Source organism: Arthrobacter sp. ASL1 (genome assembly GCF_056680475.1).
On record NZ_CM155284.1, the window covers coordinates 3,628,079 to 3,642,476 of the forward strand.

The following is a 14,398-nucleotide window of genomic DNA, read 5'->3' on the forward strand; positions in this document are numbered from 1 at the left end:
ATGCGAGAGCTCATGGTCGTCGGCGTCCGCATCGAACTGCCGTCCAATCAGCCGCTGGTCCTGCTCAAGGAGATCGACGGCCCACGGCACCTGCCCATCTGGATCGGGGCACCCGAGGCCTCCGCCATCGCCATGAGCCAGCAGGGCATGGTCACACCACGCCCCATGACCCACGACCTGCTTGAGTCCGTGGTCTCCGCCCTGGGGCACCCCCTGGTGGAGGCGAGGCTGGTGGCCGTGAAGGAAACGGTCTTCTACGCGGAACTGGAGTTCGACGGCGGCGCCAGTGTCGACTCCCGGGCCTCGGATGCGATTGCCTTCGCACTACGGGCCGGATGTCCGATCACGTGCACCGAGGAGGTGCTCGAGGAAGCCGGCGTCATGGTCAGCGAGGACGGCAACACGGTCGACGGAGCCGAGGACCAGGTGCGCCAGTTCCGTGAGTTCCTGGCCGATGTCGAACCCGAGGATTTTGGCGAATAGCGACACGCCCTCAAGTTAAGCTTGAAGGTCTTTGACGTGGGACCCGTTCGGCCGTACCGTCAAAGCATAAGAATCCCATTGCTTCGCTGTCCCATCACTCGGCACAGTGGACGGCATTTGATGCCGCCACGGTTCCCGGCAGCCGGCAAACTCCCTATGGGGGGAGTTTTTGACTAGGAGGGTCCACGTGAGTCCGATAGGTGAGCATGGCGGGGCGTCGTTCGGCGCTGGCCGGGCGGGCGCCGTTGCCAATGCGCAGGGGCTGCTCTTCACCGAGGACCTGCCCGTCCTCGACGAGGGGGCGGGTTATCGCGGTACTGTCGTCTGCAAGGCGGCCGGTATCACCTACCGCCAGCTCGACTACTGGGCCCGCACCGGTCTGGTCGAACCCGCGGTGCGCGGAGCTGCCGGTTCGGGCAGCCAGCGCCTTTATAGCTTTCGGGACATCCTCGTGCTCAAGGTCGTCAAACGCCTGCTCGACACCGGCGTTTCGCTACAACAGATCCGTACCGCAGTGGTCCACCTCCGCGAGCGCGGGGTCGAGGACCTGGCACAGATCACGCTGATGAGCGATGGCGCATCCGTCTACGAATGCACGTCGGCGGATGAGGTCATCGATCTGGTGCAAGGTGGCCAGGGCGTCTTCGGCATTGCCGTCGGACGCGTCTGGCGTGAGGTCGAGGGGAGCCTTTCGGAATTGCCGAGCGAACGCGCAGTCGAAGAGGAAACCATCTTCCCCGGCGACGAACTGGGTCGCCGACGCGCAGCCAAGAAGTCGGCCAGCTAGCCGCCAACTGGGCTTCGGCCCCCTGGAAATAGAGAACGCGTGCCCCCTGCGGGGACACGCGTTCTTGCCTTCTCCGCCGCTAGCGAGTCGACCGTGACTGTGCAGCGCGGGATGTGGAAAGGGCGCGCAACAATTCGTCGAAACGCGCCGCCGCGTGACGAGCCGCCTCGCCAGGCCACTGGTGCACCGCATACGCGGCCCCCTGGATCTGCTGCCAGTTTGACTGGTCGGGCAGCACGGGCGATAGCAGGGAATCTCCGAACATGGTGCGCATCTCGTCCAGACGGAAACGCTGCTCCGCCGAGGAATCCCGGAACCGGTTGGCCACGACACCGGCGGTCTGCAGGCCCGGGACGAACTCCTTGCGGAAAAGCTCCAGCGCCCGGAGCGTGCGTTCGGTCCCGGCCACGGAGAACAGGCTCGGTTCGGCCACCAGCAGGACCCGCTGGCTTGCGGTCCATGCCATGCGCGTGAGCCCGTTCAGGGACGGGGGGCAGTCGATGAGAACGAGTTCGTATTTGTCCTGGCGCGACAAGATGTTCTGGAGCCGGCGTAAATTGCGCAGCTTCAGGTCCGGCCGGTCGTAGATGCCGCTGAAGGCACCGCCGACCGCGACGTCAAGCACGGGGCCGTGCTGGCCTTTCCCCGAATGGGCGGCGCGCGACGTCCAGGGGCTCGGTGCTGCCGCTGCGGCGATATCGGCCCGCCGCGCGTTCTTGAGCAGGTGCCCGATGTCGTTCTCCCCGTTGGGCTCGACACCCAAACCCGTGCTGGCATCGGCGTGCGGATCCAGATCCACCACCAAGGTCGGGATTCCGGCGGCCAACGCCGCCGACGCCAAACCGAGGGTGACAGAGGTCTTCCCGACTCCACCCTTGAGACTGCTGATGCTCACGACCTGCACGGAACGGACCACGACCTTACTGTGTTGTTTCGCTGTTTCGGCTCCTACCCATCATAAGGTGGCGCCGACCCCTGCCGCTCCATGGGAAAGGGTGTGGCACAGGTCATAAGGAAACACAGTTCCGGGTGTGCGGTGCGCCACTGTAGTGTGACGGCAGGCCTGGATCTTCACCTCGCGCCTGACGCACGGAAGCAGAACCGCCCGCAACCTGGGCGCACCGTTGCGTATGTCCTGTCCGACAGACACCCTGCAGGAGCACCATGTTTTCTAAGGTATTGGTAGCCAACCGAGGCGAGATCGCCATCCGCGCATTCCGCGCCGGCTATGAATTGGGAGCAAAGACGGTTGCCGTCTTCCCCTACGAGGACCGCGGCTCCATCCACCGGCAGAAGGCCGACGAGGCCTATCAGATCGGGGAAGAGGGCCACCCCGTCCGGGCCTACCTCGATGTCGAGGAAATCATCCGCGTCGCCAAGGATGCCGGCGTGGATGCCATTTACCCCGGATACGGGTTCCTTTCGGAAAACCCGGAGTTGGCCCGCGCCGCGCACGAAGCCGGTATCACCTTCGTGGGGCCACCAGCCGATGTCCTCGAGCTCGCAGGCAACAAGGTCCAGGCGCTCAAGGCTGCGAAAGCTGCAGGGATCCCCACACTGGCTTCCTCCGAACCGAGTGACGACGCCGATTGGCTGATCGCCGAAGCCGACAACATCGGGTTTCCCATCTTCGTCAAGGCCGTCGCCGGTGGTGGCGGACGCGGGATGCGCCGGGTCGACAAGCGGGAAGACCTCCCCGAGTCGCTGAATGCGGCCATGCGCGAGGCCGGCACTGCTTTCGGCGACCCGACGGTCTTCCTGGAGATGGCCGTGCTGCGGCCTCGGCACATCGAGGTCCAGATCCTCGCCGATGCCCACGGAAACGTAGTGCACCTCTTCGAGCGCGACTGCTCGCTGCAGCGCCGCCACCAAAAGGTCGTGGAGATCGCCCCCGCGCCGAACCTCGACGAGAACATCCGCCAGGCGCTCTACGCCGACGCGGTGAAGTTCGCCAAGGCACTGAAGTACCAGAACGCCGGAACCGTCGAGTTCCTGGTCGACACGGTCGGCGAGCGGGCCGGTGAGCACGTCTTCATCGAGATGAACCCGCGCATCCAGGTCGAGCACACGGTCACCGAGGAGATCACCGACATCGACCTCGTCTCGGCCCAGATGCGCATCGCCGCGGGGGAGACCCTCGAGGATCTGGACATCCGCCAGGACCAACTGCGCATCCGCGGCGCGGCCTTGCAGTGCCGCATCACCACGGAGGACCCCTCCAATGGGTTCCGACCCGACGTCGGGACCATCACCGTATACCGCTCCGCCGGCGGCTCCGGCGTCCGCCTGGACGGCGGCACCATCTACACCGGCGCCGAGGTCTCCCCGCACTTCGACTCCATGCTGGTCAAGCTCACTTGCCGTGGCCGCGACTATGAAGCGGCAGTCAGAAGGGCACGCCGGGCCCTGGCGGAATTCAGGATCCGTGGGGTCGCCACGAACATCCCGTTCCTGATGAACGTGCTCGATGATCCGCAGTTCATCGCCGGGGACGTGGCCACCGACTTCATCGACACCCGCCCCGACCTGTTGGAGGGCAACCGCAGCCAGGACCGCGGCACCAAGGCGCTCACCTATCTGGCCGACGTGACCGTCAACCAGCCCAACGGTCCACGCATCGAGGGGATCGACCCACGCCTGAAGCTGCCGCACTACCCGGGGGACAAAACCGACCAGCCGATGCGCAGCCCCTTCGACGGGCCGTCCGAGCACCAGCCGCCGGCCGGCTGGAGGCAGGTCCTGCTCGAACGCGGACCTGAGGGCTTCGCGGCGGAATTGCGGGCCCGGACCGAACTCGCGGTGACGGATACGACGTTCCGAGACGCGCACCAGTCCCTGCTGGCCACCCGCGTGCGCACCCGCGACCTGCTGGCCGCGGCCCCGGCCTACGCGCACACCCTGCCCCAGCTGTTCTCCATGGAGGTCTGGGGAGGTGCCACCTACGACGTCGCCCTGCGATTCCTGGGTGAGGACCCCTGGCAGCGGCTTGCACTTCTCCGTGCAGAAATGCCGAACATCCCTCTGCAGATGTTGCTGCGCGGGCGCAACACCGTCGGCTACACGCCCTACCCGACGGAGGTCACCGACGCATTCGTGCAGGAGGCCGCGGCAACGGGCATCGACATCTTCCGCATCTTCGATGCACTGAACGACGTCTCGCAGATGGCCCCGGCCATCAAGGCGGTGCGCGAAACCGGGACCGCGGTGGCCGAGGTCGCCCTGTGCTACACCGGCAACCTGCTGGACCCCGCCGAGGACCTCTACACGCTGGACTACTACCTGGACCTGGCCCAGCAGATCGTCGACGCCGGCGCCCACATCCTGGCGATCAAGGACATGGCCGGGTTGCTCCGCCCCGCAGCGGCGGCCAAATTGGTTACCGCCCTGCGCGAGCGGTTCGACCTGCCCGTGCACCTGCATACCCACGACACCGCTGGCGGTCAGTTGGCGACGCTATTGGCGGCAGCCGACGCAGGCGTCGATGCCGTGGACGTCGCGGTCGCCTCCATGTCCGGTACCACCTCGCAACCCTCGGAATCGGCACTCGTCGCCGCCCTGGCGCACACCGGGCGCGACACCGGCATCGAGCTGGAGGCCGCCGCATCGCTGGAACCATATTGGGAAGCCGTGCGCGCCATGTATGCGCCGTTCGAGTCCGGGCTGCCCGGACCAACGGGCCGGGTCTACCGCCATGAGATCCCCGGCGGGCAGCTCTCGAATCTGCGCCAGCAGGCCAAGGCCCTGGGCCTGGCCGAACGGTTCGAGGACGTCGAGGACATGTACACCGCGGCCAATACGATCCTTGGACGACTCGTCAAGGTCACCCCGTCGTCCAAGGTCGTCGGCGATCTGGCCCTGCAACTGGTCGGCATGAACGTGGACCCGAAGGAGTTCGAGGCCAATCCGCAGGCCTATGACATCCCCGATTCGGTCATCGCGTTCCTCTCCGGGGAACTCGGCGACCCGCCCGGCGGCTGGCCCGAACCGTTCCGGTCCAAGGCGCTGGAAGGACGCAACGTCAAGGTCCGCGTCGAGGAACTCGCTCCCGAGGATTCGAAGGCACTCCAGGGCGATTCAGCCACCCGCCGCGAGACCCTGAACCGGTTGCTCTTCCCCGGCCCGACCCGTGACTTCGCGACCTCGCGTGCCGAGTACGGTGACGTGTCGGTGCTCCACACCCGCGATTACCTCTACGGGCTGGTCCAGCATGCCGAGCACGTCATCTCCCTCGGCAAGGGCGTGCGCCTGCTGGTGACGCTGCAGGCCGTGTCCGAACCCGACGACAAGGGCATGCGCACCCTGATGTGCACGCTCAACGGGCAGATGCGCCAGATCATCGTCCGCGACCAGAACGTCGAATCGACCGTCAAATCCGCCGAGAAGGCGGACACCGCCAATCCGGGCCACGTAGCGGCACCCTTCGCCGGTGCGGTGACCGCGACCGTGGAGGTCGGGGACACCGTCGAGGCCGGAGGGACCGTGGCCACGATCGAGGCGATGAAGATGGAGGCGGCGATCACCTCGGCGGCCGGCGGAAAGGTGGCGCGGGTCGCCATCAACAACACGGCCCAGGTCCAGGGCGGCGACCTGCTGGTCGTCCTCGAGGCCTGATACCGCGGGCATCGGGTCACCGAGGGGGCAGTCACATACTACGTGTGGCCGCCCCCTCGGTGCGCTAGGGTGATTGCTGACCAGCAGAACGACAGCACTTGTGCGCAGAGGATTCCATGACCCAGCCCCACCAGAACCACGACGACGAGGCCGCCGGCACGCGCCCGGGAGCGGGCCGGGACGACGCGGCAGAGCCGGTGGGTCCCGACGTGGATCCTCCGGTGGGGCCGCTCGACGACAAGCCAGGGCGCGGAACGGCCGGCCAGGGTGCCGCCGACGTCCCGGAACTCTCGGACTGGGAGCCGGCGGGCGACGGGGATGCCGTCCAGGAAACATCATGGCGTCCGATCGGCGACGGGCAGGTCATTCCCGCACCGCCAGCCAACCAGCCGCATCCGGCCCCCGCGGGCACGGGGCGTGGCGCCCAGGATTCCCGTCCGGCGTCGCCGGTCCCCGAAAGCGCCGCCCAGCTCACCGCGGACCGCTTGCTGGAACCGCGCGACCGCGAACCCGCCGGAGGCTGGCGACGGCTGCTGTTCCGAGCCACCTTCGGTCGCGTGAACGTCGGGGACTCGGACACCGTGCGGATTCGCCGGCAGATGGAACGGCGCATCGCGGCCCCCCTGGAGGGGGCCACCCGCTACGTACCGGTGCTCTCACGAAAGGGAGGGGTCGGCAAGACAACCGTGACGACCCTGCTGGGCATGTCGCTGGCGCAGTTGCGCGAGGACCGCGTCATCGCCCTGGACGCCAACCCCGACCGGGGGACCCTGAGCGACCGGTCGCCGGGAAAGTCGGCCTTCACCGCGCGGCACCTGGTGCAGAACCGCTTCATGGTCGATACGTTCTCCAAGCTATCCAGCTATGCCGCGCGTGAAGGATCCCGCCTGCACGTGCTGGCCTCCGATACCGACCCCCGGGTCGCCGAGGCCTTCGACGACGCCGACTACCGCGCCGTGACCGACCTGCTCTCGAAGTACTACTCGATCGTGCTGACCGACTCCGGGACCGGTATGGTCCACACCGTCATGAAGGGCACCCTCGAAAAGGCCGACGCCGTCGTCCTGGTCTCCGGTGCCAGCGTCGACGAGGCCCGCCTGGCCTCGGAGACACTCTCGTGGCTCGAGGCGCATGGGCGCTCCGACCTTGCCTCGAACGCCATCGTGGTCATCAACCAGTCGTCCGGGCAGGGCCGTGGCGTCAACGTGGAGGAAATCGAGGCACACTTCCGCTCCCGGGTGGCTACCGTCGTCCGGCTGCCCCACGACCCGCATCTGGCGGAGGGATCACGTGTCGAGCTCGACCGCCTCAAGCCGGCCACGAGGGATGCTGCCCTGGAGCTGGCCGCGCTGGTCGTCGATGAGCTGAAGGGCTGAACGAATGACCCACTACGATCTGGCCATCGTCGGTTCCGGTTCCGGCAATTCGCTGATCACGCCCCATTGGGACGGCAAGAAGGTCGCGCTCATCGACGCAGGGACCTTTGGGGGAACTTGCCTGAACGTGGGGTGCATCCCCACCAAGATGTTCGTCTATCCGGCCACCCTGGGTGCCTCGGCGGGGCAGGCGGGCCGGCTCGGGGTCGACCTCCAGCGGCGGGGCACCGATTGGGAGGGCATCCGCGACCGGGTCTTCGGACGCATCGATGCCATTTCCGCCGCTGGCCTGCGCTACCGCGACCAGGAGCTGGACAACGTGGACGTCTACCAGGAGACCGTGGTGATGCGGGATCCGCACACGCTGGTCACCGGTTCCGGCCATGTCATCACCGCCGAGCAGGTCGTCCTGGCCTCCGGTTCACGCGCCGTGCTGCCTGATGTGCCCGGCGTCGATTTGCCCCAGGTCCACACCTCGGACACGGTCATGCGGCTGGATGCGCTGCCGGAGCGGGTGCTCATCGTCGGAGGAGGCTTCATCGCCGCCGAATTCGCCCATGTCTTCCACGGTCTGGGTTCCCGGGTCACCCAGGTCAACCGGTCCGGTGCCCTGCTCCGCCACCACGACGGGGAGATCTCCCGACGGTTCACGGCGGCGGCCCAGCAGCGCTGGGAAGTGCTGCTCGACCACGCGTTGACGTCGATCACCGAGAACGACGACGGGACCGTCACCGGCCACTTCGAACAGGAAGGCACGGCACGCGAGGTGCGTGCCGACGTCGTGCTCATGGCCACCGGGCGGATGCCGAATTCCGATCGGCTCGCCGCGCCGGCCGCCGGACTCGACCTGGAGGAGGACGGCCGGCTGGCCGTGGACGAGTTCCAGCGGGTCCTCTCCGCGGGCGCTCCCGTGGAGGGCTGCTATGCGCTCGGGGACGCATCCAACGAATACCAGCTCAAGCATGTGGCGAATCGGGAAGCACGCGTCGTGGCCCATAACCTGGAGCACCCCCACGCCCTGCGGGCCACCGACCGGACGGCGGTGCCCGCCGCCGTCTTCTCCGACCCGCAAGTCGCGGCCGTCGGGCTCACCGAGGTCCAGGCCCGGGAGCGCGCGGGCGACCCGGACGACGTCGTCGCCGTCGTGCAGGACTACGGGTCCACGGCCTACGGATGGGCCATGGAGGATGGGGAAGGCGTCGTGAAGCTCATCGCCTCGCGCTCCACCGGGAAACTGCTCGGCGCGCACATCATGGGCCACGAGGCCTCGATGCTCATCCAGCCGCTCATCCAGGCCCTGGCCACCGGGCTCGGGGTCGCCGAGATGGCACGCGGCCAGTACTGGATCCACCCGGCCCTGACCGAGGTCGTGGAGAATGCGTTGCTGGGCCTGGATCTCCCGCAGGGCGCGGACGTGCCGCTCTAGGGAACGGCCGGAACAGGCGACTCAGCGGTTGTCGGTGACCGGCGCGTCCGGGCCGAGGACGGAACCGTCCGCGAGTCGCGCGGCCGCACCCTTCAATTCGATGAAGAGGGTGTGCGTCGGGGTGTCGCCGATGTTCTCACCGGCGTGCCGCTGCGCGGCCAGCCAGATGGCCTGGCCCGCTTCCAATTCGGCCTCGAAGGTCCGGTCGCCGATGCTCAGGCGCCGTCGGAACGCGGAAAGCGTGACCATGACGCTATTGGGGTGCTCATGTGGTGTCGTGCGGACCCCCGGCAGGTCGGTGTACTCCAGCACCCGGACGAACTCGTTTTCCCACAGGATGCGGTAGTGCTCGGGATTGCTGGTGACGGGATCGTCGTTGACCATGCCCCGAGGATACGCCGCGGCCCACCGGTGCGGTAGGCCGCGGTGTGGCAGCGTCAAGCCGGTTTTTTGGCGGAGTAGATCTCCTCGACGACCATCTCGAAGTCCTTGAGCACCTGGCCGCGCTTGACCTTCAACGACGGGGTGAGGTGGCCGGAGGCCTCGGAGAAATCCGTGGGCACGATCCGGAACGCCTTGATGGACTCGGCGTGGGAGACCGACTGGTTGGCCTTGTCGATGACCGCCTGGATGGCGTCCCGGACCTCCGGGTGTGCGGAGGCCTCCTCCACGGAGAGGCCGCCGAGCTGCTTGCGGCCGAGCCAGCCCGGCAGCGCCTCGGCATCGAGGGTCACCAGGGCGGCGATGAACGGCCGGTTGTCGCCGATGACCAGGCACTGGGAGACCAGCACGTCCGCGCGGATCTGGTCCTCGAGCAGCCCGGGGACGACGTTCTTGCCACCGGCGGTGACGATGATTTCCTTCTTGCGGCCGGTGATCCGCAGGAATCCATCGGCTTCGAGTTCGCCGATGTCGCCGGTGCGGAACCAGTCGCCGTCGAAGGCCTCGTCGCGCAGGTCTGGGCGGTTGTGGTAGCCGCGCATCACGCAGACTCCCCGGGCAAGGATTTCCCCGTCCTCCGCGATCTTGACGGCGTTGCCCGGAAGTGGCAGGCCCACCGATCCGATCTTGAGTTGGCGCGGGGTGTTCACCGTGATCGGGGCCGTCGTCTCGGTCAGGCCGTAGCCCTCGAGGATCATCAGGCCGATGCCGTGGAAGAAATGCCCCAGCCGTTCGCCCAGCGGGCCCCCGCCGGAGACCGCGTACTCGATGCGACCGCCCATGGCCTCGCGGATCTTGCCGAACACCAGCTGGTCGAACAGGCGGTGGCGCAGTTTCAGGCCCAGCGGGATCTTGCCGGCCTGTTCGGCGCGGGACCAGGCTTCGGCGGTGCGGGAGGCCGCGTGGAAGATCCTGGCCTTGAGGTTGCCGCCGTCCTCGGCCTTGAGCATGGAGGAGTTGTAGACCTTTTCGAACACGCGCGGTACGGCCAGGATGAACGTTGGCTTGAATCCCTGCAGGTCACCGAGCAGGTTCTTGATGTCCGGGGTGTGCGCGACCTTGGCGCCGCCGGCGACGCAGAGCACCGAGATGAAGCGGGCGAAGACGTGGGCCAGGGGCAGGAACATGATCGTCGATGCGCCCTCATGCACGCATTCGGGCAGGGCGGCCTGTGCGTTGCGGCTGAGTTCGACGAAGTTGAGGTGGGTCAGTTCGCAGCCTTTCGGGCGCCCGGTGGTTCCGGAGGTGTAGATGATGGTGGCGACGCTGTCCAGCTGCAGTGAAGAGCGGCGTTCCTCGAGCTGTTCGTCGCTGACGTCGACCCCGGCCTCGCGCAGGGCATCGAGTCCGTCTCCGTCCATCTGCCATACGGAGCGGACGTCGTCCAGCTGTTCCTGGATGGCTGCCTGGCGGATGACGTTCTCGTGGTGGGCCGATTCGACGATGACCGCCCCGGTGGCGGAGTCGCCCAGGATCCAGGCGACCTGGCTGGGGGAGGAGGTCTCGTAGACCGGAACGGAGATGCACCCGGCGAACCAGATCGCGAAGTCGACCAGCGCCCATTCGTAACGGGTCCGCGACATGATGCCGATCCGATCGCCGGGTTCGAGACCCGAGGCGATCAGGCCCTTGGCCAGTGCCGATGCGTCCGCGGCGAAGTCCCGGGCCGATACATCGACCCACCCGCCGTTCCCATCGGGCCTGGAGAACAGCATGGGGTTGGAACCGGCGGCTTGTTCCAGGACGAAATCCGTCGTGTTGGACGTCGCCGGGCTGACCACGAGCGGGGGTACGCTGAACTCTCGCACGGTGTGCTCCTCTGCTTCAGTAGATATTCACCTGTGGATGTCTGACGATCGGAATCGTTGCTCCAAGCATAGTGGGTTACATCACAAACTTACTCGTTAGTAACTTGTGGTCCAAAAACGAGGCGGAAAGGTCGGTGTCATGGTTCCCAGGCAGGGCGGTGGATTGGCCATTGGCCTGGATATCGGCGGCACGAAGATCGCCGCCGGCGTCGTCGATGCCGCGGGCAGCATCCTGCACCGGGAGCGGGCAGCCACACCGGGCTCCGATCCCGGGTTGGTCGAGCGGACCGTGGTGGATCTCGTGGCGATCCTGCGACGCGTGGCCCCGGATGCCCCGGTCGGCGTCGGGGCCGCCGGCTGGGTGAACCCCGAAACCGGAACGGTGCTGTTCAGCCCCCACCTGGCGTGGCGGAACGAACCATTGCGCGACCGCCTCGTCGCGGTGCTCGAGGGCCCGGTGACCGTGGCCAACGATGCCGACGCCGCAGGATGGGCGGAATACCGCTTCGGCGCGGGGCGGGACGAACAGAACCTGGTGTGCCTGACGCTGGGCACGGGCATCGGCGGTTCGCTGGTCGCCGACGGGCGGTTGCGGCGGGGCCGTTTTGGCCTGGCGGGGGAATTCGGGCACCAGGTCATCGTTCCGGGCGGACACCGGTGCGAATGCGGCAACCGCGGATGCTGGGAACAATATGCCTCCGGCAATGCGCTGGGTCGCGAGGGCCGCGAATTGGCCCGCGCCAACTCCCCGGTGGCGCATACCCTGCTCGACGCCGCGCACGGGGATGCCGGGGCGATCGACGGCGCACTGGTGACCGAACTGGCCAGGGCCGGCGATCCTGCCTGCCGTGAAATCGTCGCCGAAGCCGGTTGCTGGCTCGGGCTCGGACTGGCCAACCTGGCTGCCGCCTTGGATCCCGGGACCTTCGTCATCGGCGGTGGTCTCGGTTCGGCGTCCGCCCAGCTGCTGGAGGAAGCGGAGGCGTCCTACCGCCGTCACCTCACCGGCCGCGGATACCGGCCCTATGCCCGGATCCGCCGGGCGGGGCTCGGTGCCGATGCCGGGCTGATCGGCGCCGCCGACCTGGCCCGCCGCGAGACGGCCGGAAGCGCGCCGTAGCGAGGACGTGCGGGGGAGCGGTGCGGCGTCAGATCCGGGCACCGTCGTCGCCCTCGGCACGATGCCGGGGTAGGCGGAAGGCCAGGTATCCGGCCGCTGCGACGAACACCACGCAGAGCCCGATCCACACGGTCATCGGGGCCGAACGCCACAGGATCACCACCAGCAGCAGCGCGATCGGCGCGCCGGCGGCACAGGTCCAGGCGAGGACCGTCACCGGGTTCCCCGACCCCAGGGCCGGGGGATCCTCCGGCACCCAGTCCTCCTCGGGCTCCTCGGCAACGGAGTAGTCCCGAGGCCCGCCAACCGGTGGCCCGGGCGCCACCGGGACGACGGGCTGCGCAGGCGGGTCGATGGTGGGGGTCCCGGCGCCGGCCTGTCCGGCTTCGATACCCGGCCCGACATCCTCGAGCCGGCTGACCAGGTCCAGCCAGGCGGCCTCGTCGGCAGCCCGGTCCCGCGGTGACCGTCGCTCGTCCTCACCCATGGCCGTGTCCTCCCAGCCGGTCGAAGAAGGCGACCGAGCCCGCGAAGATGGCATCGGCGTCGTAATCCAGGGTTGCCACATGCCGGCTGCGTTCGAGGAACCGCAGCTGCAGCCGCGGCACCCCGGCGGCGTGCATGCCGACCAGTTCGCGGCGCAGCGCATCGATACCAGCCTCGGAGACGACGTTGTCGACCAGGGACCGATAGGCAAGCACGGGAGCACGCACGGTGTCCAGCCGGCGGCGGGTGGCGGCGATGAGGCGACGCAGCTCGTGGACGGCGGCGACCGGGGTCCGCGGGTAGGCTCCCTCGTCCTGACCGGGCTTGGCAATGTCGTTGGCAATGGCCGGGACCGAGGCGATGAAGCGCTTGAGGACCCCGGTCAGCACCGCGGTGCGGTCGACCATGCTCAGCGCCGGGTTGACCAGCACGATGCCTGCGGGGTCGCGCCGGATGCCCAGATGCAGCGCCAGCGTCCCGCCCATGGACAAACCCGCCACGAAGACCTGGCGATGCGTGGCGGCCAGCGCGTCGTAGTCCTCCTCGACGGCCCGGGTCCATGCTTCGTGCGCGGTCGCGGCCAGGTCCTCCCACCGGGTGCCGTGCCCGGGGAGCACCGGGAGGGCGACCGTGTAGCCGGCGGCCAGCAAGGCATCGGCCCACGGGCGCATGCTGCGCGGGCCGGAGGTGAACCCGTGGATGAGCAGGACCGCATCGCCGTTTTCGCCGCGCACCCGGAAACCGTCGGCGGCGTTGGACGGGGCCAGGGCTGAGAATTCCATACCGCTCCCAAACAGGCCGGGGTTGGTGCCCCGGGGTGGATATGTGCCTAGAGTAGAGCGTAACCGACATGGGGTCCGTACGATGCGGGCGCCCGACAATCCGCCCGGCGGAAGGCTCCCACACGTGTTTTATTGGTTCATGAAGCGGCTGCTCATCGCGCCGGTGGTCAACCTGCTGTTCCGGCCGTGGGTCAAGGGGATGTCCAACATCCCGGCCGAGGGCGGGGCCATCCTGGCCAGCAACCACCTTTCAGTGTCCGATTCGATCTTCCTGCCCGTCGCGGTGGAACGCCCCGTGGTCTTCCTGGCCAAGATGGAGTACTTCACCGGCAAGGGCCTCAAGGGCAAGGCGACCGCCCTGTTCTTCCGCTTGAGCAACCAGCTGCCGATGGACCGTTCCGGCGGCACCGCCTCGGCGAATTCGCTCGGTGCCGGTGAGCAGGCCCTGCTCGATGGCCAGCTGCTGGGCATCTACCCCGAGGGCACCCGCAGCCCGGACGGCCGGCTGTACCGCGGCAAGGTCGGCGTCGCCAAGCTCGCACTGTCCGCCGGGGTGCCCGTCATCCCCGTCGCCATGATCGGCACCGACAAGGTCCAGCCGATCGGCAAGACCGTGCCGAACATCCGCCGGGTCGGCATGATCATCGGCGAACCCCTGGACTTCTCGCGCTACGCGGGCATGGAGGACGACCGCTTCGTCCAGCGCTCGGTCACCGACGAGATCATGTACGCCCTCATGCGCCTCTCCGGCCAGGAATACGTCGACACCTACGCCTCGACCGTGAAGGCCAGGCTCACCGCCGAACGCGTCGCAGAGCGCAAGGCGGCCCGCGAGGCCCTCGCCGAAAACGCCCGTGCGCAGGTCCGGGCCACCGTCGACGCCGCCAAGAAGGAAGTCGAGCACATCCGCACACCGAAGGACGACGTGCCGGGGACCGGAACCGGGGAGGCCCCGGAAGTCACGAAGGCCACCAGTGGGCACGACGCCGGTGCCTCCACAGGGGACGAGGCACCTCCCGGGTCCGAAACTTTACGCGGGAAATAGGGCCGCGGACCGTCACCCGGCTACGCTGGTCGG

12 protein-coding genes are annotated in these 14,398 nt (G+C 68.0%); 7 read left to right on the forward strand and 5 right to left on the reverse strand.

Going from position 1 to position 14,398, the window contains the following annotated elements; all coding sequences use genetic code 11:
* Both AC1MEQ_RS17150 and AC1MEQ_RS17155 read left to right on the forward strand, forming a co-directional pair.
* Entirely contained in the window at positions 1-483 is a 483-nt protein-coding gene (locus AC1MEQ_RS17150) for a bifunctional nuclease family protein (RefSeq protein WP_479792441.1), read from the forward strand.
* Between the two features lie 187 nt (positions 484-670).
* Positions 671-1,270 (forward strand): MerR family transcriptional regulator, encoded by a 600-nt coding sequence (locus AC1MEQ_RS17155; RefSeq protein WP_479792442.1) that lies wholly within the window; start codon positions 671-673, stop codon positions 1,268-1,270.
* Between the two features lie 79 nt (positions 1,271-1,349).
* Here the strand turns inward: AC1MEQ_RS17155 and AC1MEQ_RS17160 are convergent, their stop codons facing one another.
* Positions 1,350-2,174 carry a ParA family protein gene (locus AC1MEQ_RS17160; protein ID WP_479796171.1) on the reverse strand — a complete coding sequence of 275 codons (825 nt, stop codon included), beginning with the start codon at positions 2,172-2,174 and terminating at the stop codon, positions 1,350-1,352.
* A gap of 260 nt (positions 2,175-2,434) precedes the next feature.
* On the opposite strand from AC1MEQ_RS17160, the gene AC1MEQ_RS17165 reads away from it, so the two are divergent.
* The 3 genes from AC1MEQ_RS17165 (at position 2,435) to AC1MEQ_RS17175 (ending at position 8,683) form a co-directional block, all read left to right on the forward strand.
* Positions 2,435-5,881, forward strand: coding sequence for a pyruvate carboxylase (locus AC1MEQ_RS17165; RefSeq protein ID WP_479792444.1), 3,447 nt, complete (start codon positions 2,435-2,437; stop codon positions 5,879-5,881).
* 116 nt (positions 5,882-5,997) lie between these two features.
* Positions 5,998-7,257: a MinD/ParA family ATP-binding protein gene (locus tag AC1MEQ_RS17170; protein WP_479792445.1), complete on the forward strand. Its 1,260-nt coding sequence runs from the start codon at positions 5,998-6,000 to the stop codon at positions 7,255-7,257.
* Between the two features lie 4 nt (positions 7,258-7,261).
* Positions 7,262-8,683 carry a mycothione reductase gene (locus tag AC1MEQ_RS17175; RefSeq protein WP_479792447.1) on the forward strand — a complete coding sequence of 474 codons (1,422 nt, stop codon included), beginning with the start codon at positions 7,262-7,264 and terminating at the stop codon, positions 8,681-8,683.
* A gap of 21 nt (positions 8,684-8,704) precedes the next feature.
* Here the strand turns inward: AC1MEQ_RS17175 and AC1MEQ_RS17180 are convergent, their stop codons facing one another.
* Positions 8,705-9,067 (reverse strand): cupin domain-containing protein, encoded by a 363-nt coding sequence (locus AC1MEQ_RS17180; protein WP_479792449.1) that lies wholly within the window; start codon positions 9,065-9,067, stop codon positions 8,705-8,707.
* A 53-nt stretch (positions 9,068-9,120) separates the two neighbouring features.
* Positions 9,121-10,932, reverse strand: a complete 1,812-nt coding sequence (locus tag AC1MEQ_RS17185; RefSeq protein WP_479792451.1) for an AMP-dependent synthetase/ligase — start codon at positions 10,930-10,932, stop codon at positions 9,121-9,123.
* Between the two features lie 139 nt (positions 10,933-11,071).
* Between AC1MEQ_RS17185 and AC1MEQ_RS17190 the strand changes: the two genes are divergently transcribed.
* Positions 11,072-12,052, forward strand: coding sequence for an ROK family glucokinase (locus tag AC1MEQ_RS17190; RefSeq protein ID WP_479792453.1), 981 nt, complete (start codon positions 11,072-11,074; stop codon positions 12,050-12,052).
* A gap of 28 nt (positions 12,053-12,080) precedes the next feature.
* On the opposite strand, the gene AC1MEQ_RS17195 is transcribed toward AC1MEQ_RS17190, so the two are convergent.
* Together AC1MEQ_RS17195 and AC1MEQ_RS17200 are read right to left on the reverse strand one after the other, a co-directional pair.
* Entirely contained in the window at positions 12,081-12,539 is a 459-nt protein-coding gene (locus AC1MEQ_RS17195; protein WP_479792454.1) for a hypothetical protein, read from the reverse strand.
* On the reverse strand, positions 12,532-13,320 hold the full coding sequence (locus AC1MEQ_RS17200; RefSeq protein ID WP_479792455.1) for an alpha/beta hydrolase: 789 nt from the start codon (positions 13,318-13,320) through the stop codon (positions 12,532-12,534). Before AC1MEQ_RS17200 ends, AC1MEQ_RS17195 begins: the two co-directional genes overlap by 8 nt.
* 124 nt (positions 13,321-13,444) lie before the next feature.
* Here AC1MEQ_RS17200 and AC1MEQ_RS17205 point away from each other — a divergent pair, with 124 nt between their 5' ends.
* Positions 13,445-14,365: a lysophospholipid acyltransferase family protein gene (locus AC1MEQ_RS17205; RefSeq protein ID WP_479792457.1), complete on the forward strand. Its 921-nt coding sequence runs from the start codon at positions 13,445-13,447 to the stop codon at positions 14,363-14,365.
* The last annotated feature ends 33 nt before the right edge of the window (positions 14,366-14,398 follow it).

Coding starts and splice junctions, on each gene's coding strand:
- AC1MEQ_RS17150 (WP_479792441.1), top strand. CDS start 1: ATGCGAGAGCTCATGGTCGTCGGCGTCCGCATCGAACTGCCGTCCAAT.
- AC1MEQ_RS17165 (WP_479792444.1), top strand. CDS start 2,435: ATGTTTTCTAAGGTATTGGTAGCCAACCGAGGCGAGATCGCCATCCGC.
- AC1MEQ_RS17170 (WP_479792445.1), top strand. CDS start 5,998: ATGACCCAGCCCCACCAGAACCACGACGACGAGGCCGCCGGCACGCGC.
- AC1MEQ_RS17175 (WP_479792447.1), top strand. CDS start 7,262: ATGACCCACTACGATCTGGCCATCGTCGGTTCCGGTTCCGGCAATTCG.
- AC1MEQ_RS17180 (WP_479792449.1), bottom strand. CDS start 9,067: ATGGTCAACGACGATCCCGTCACCAGCAATCCCGAGCACTACCGCATC.
- AC1MEQ_RS17190 (WP_479792453.1), top strand. CDS start 11,072: ATGGTTCCCAGGCAGGGCGGTGGATTGGCCATTGGCCTGGATATCGGC.
- AC1MEQ_RS17195 (WP_479792454.1), bottom strand. CDS start 12,539: ATGGGTGAGGACGAGCGACGGTCACCGCGGGACCGGGCTGCCGACGAG.
- AC1MEQ_RS17200 (WP_479792455.1), bottom strand. CDS start 13,320: ATGGAATTCTCAGCCCTGGCCCCGTCCAACGCCGCCGACGGTTTCCGG.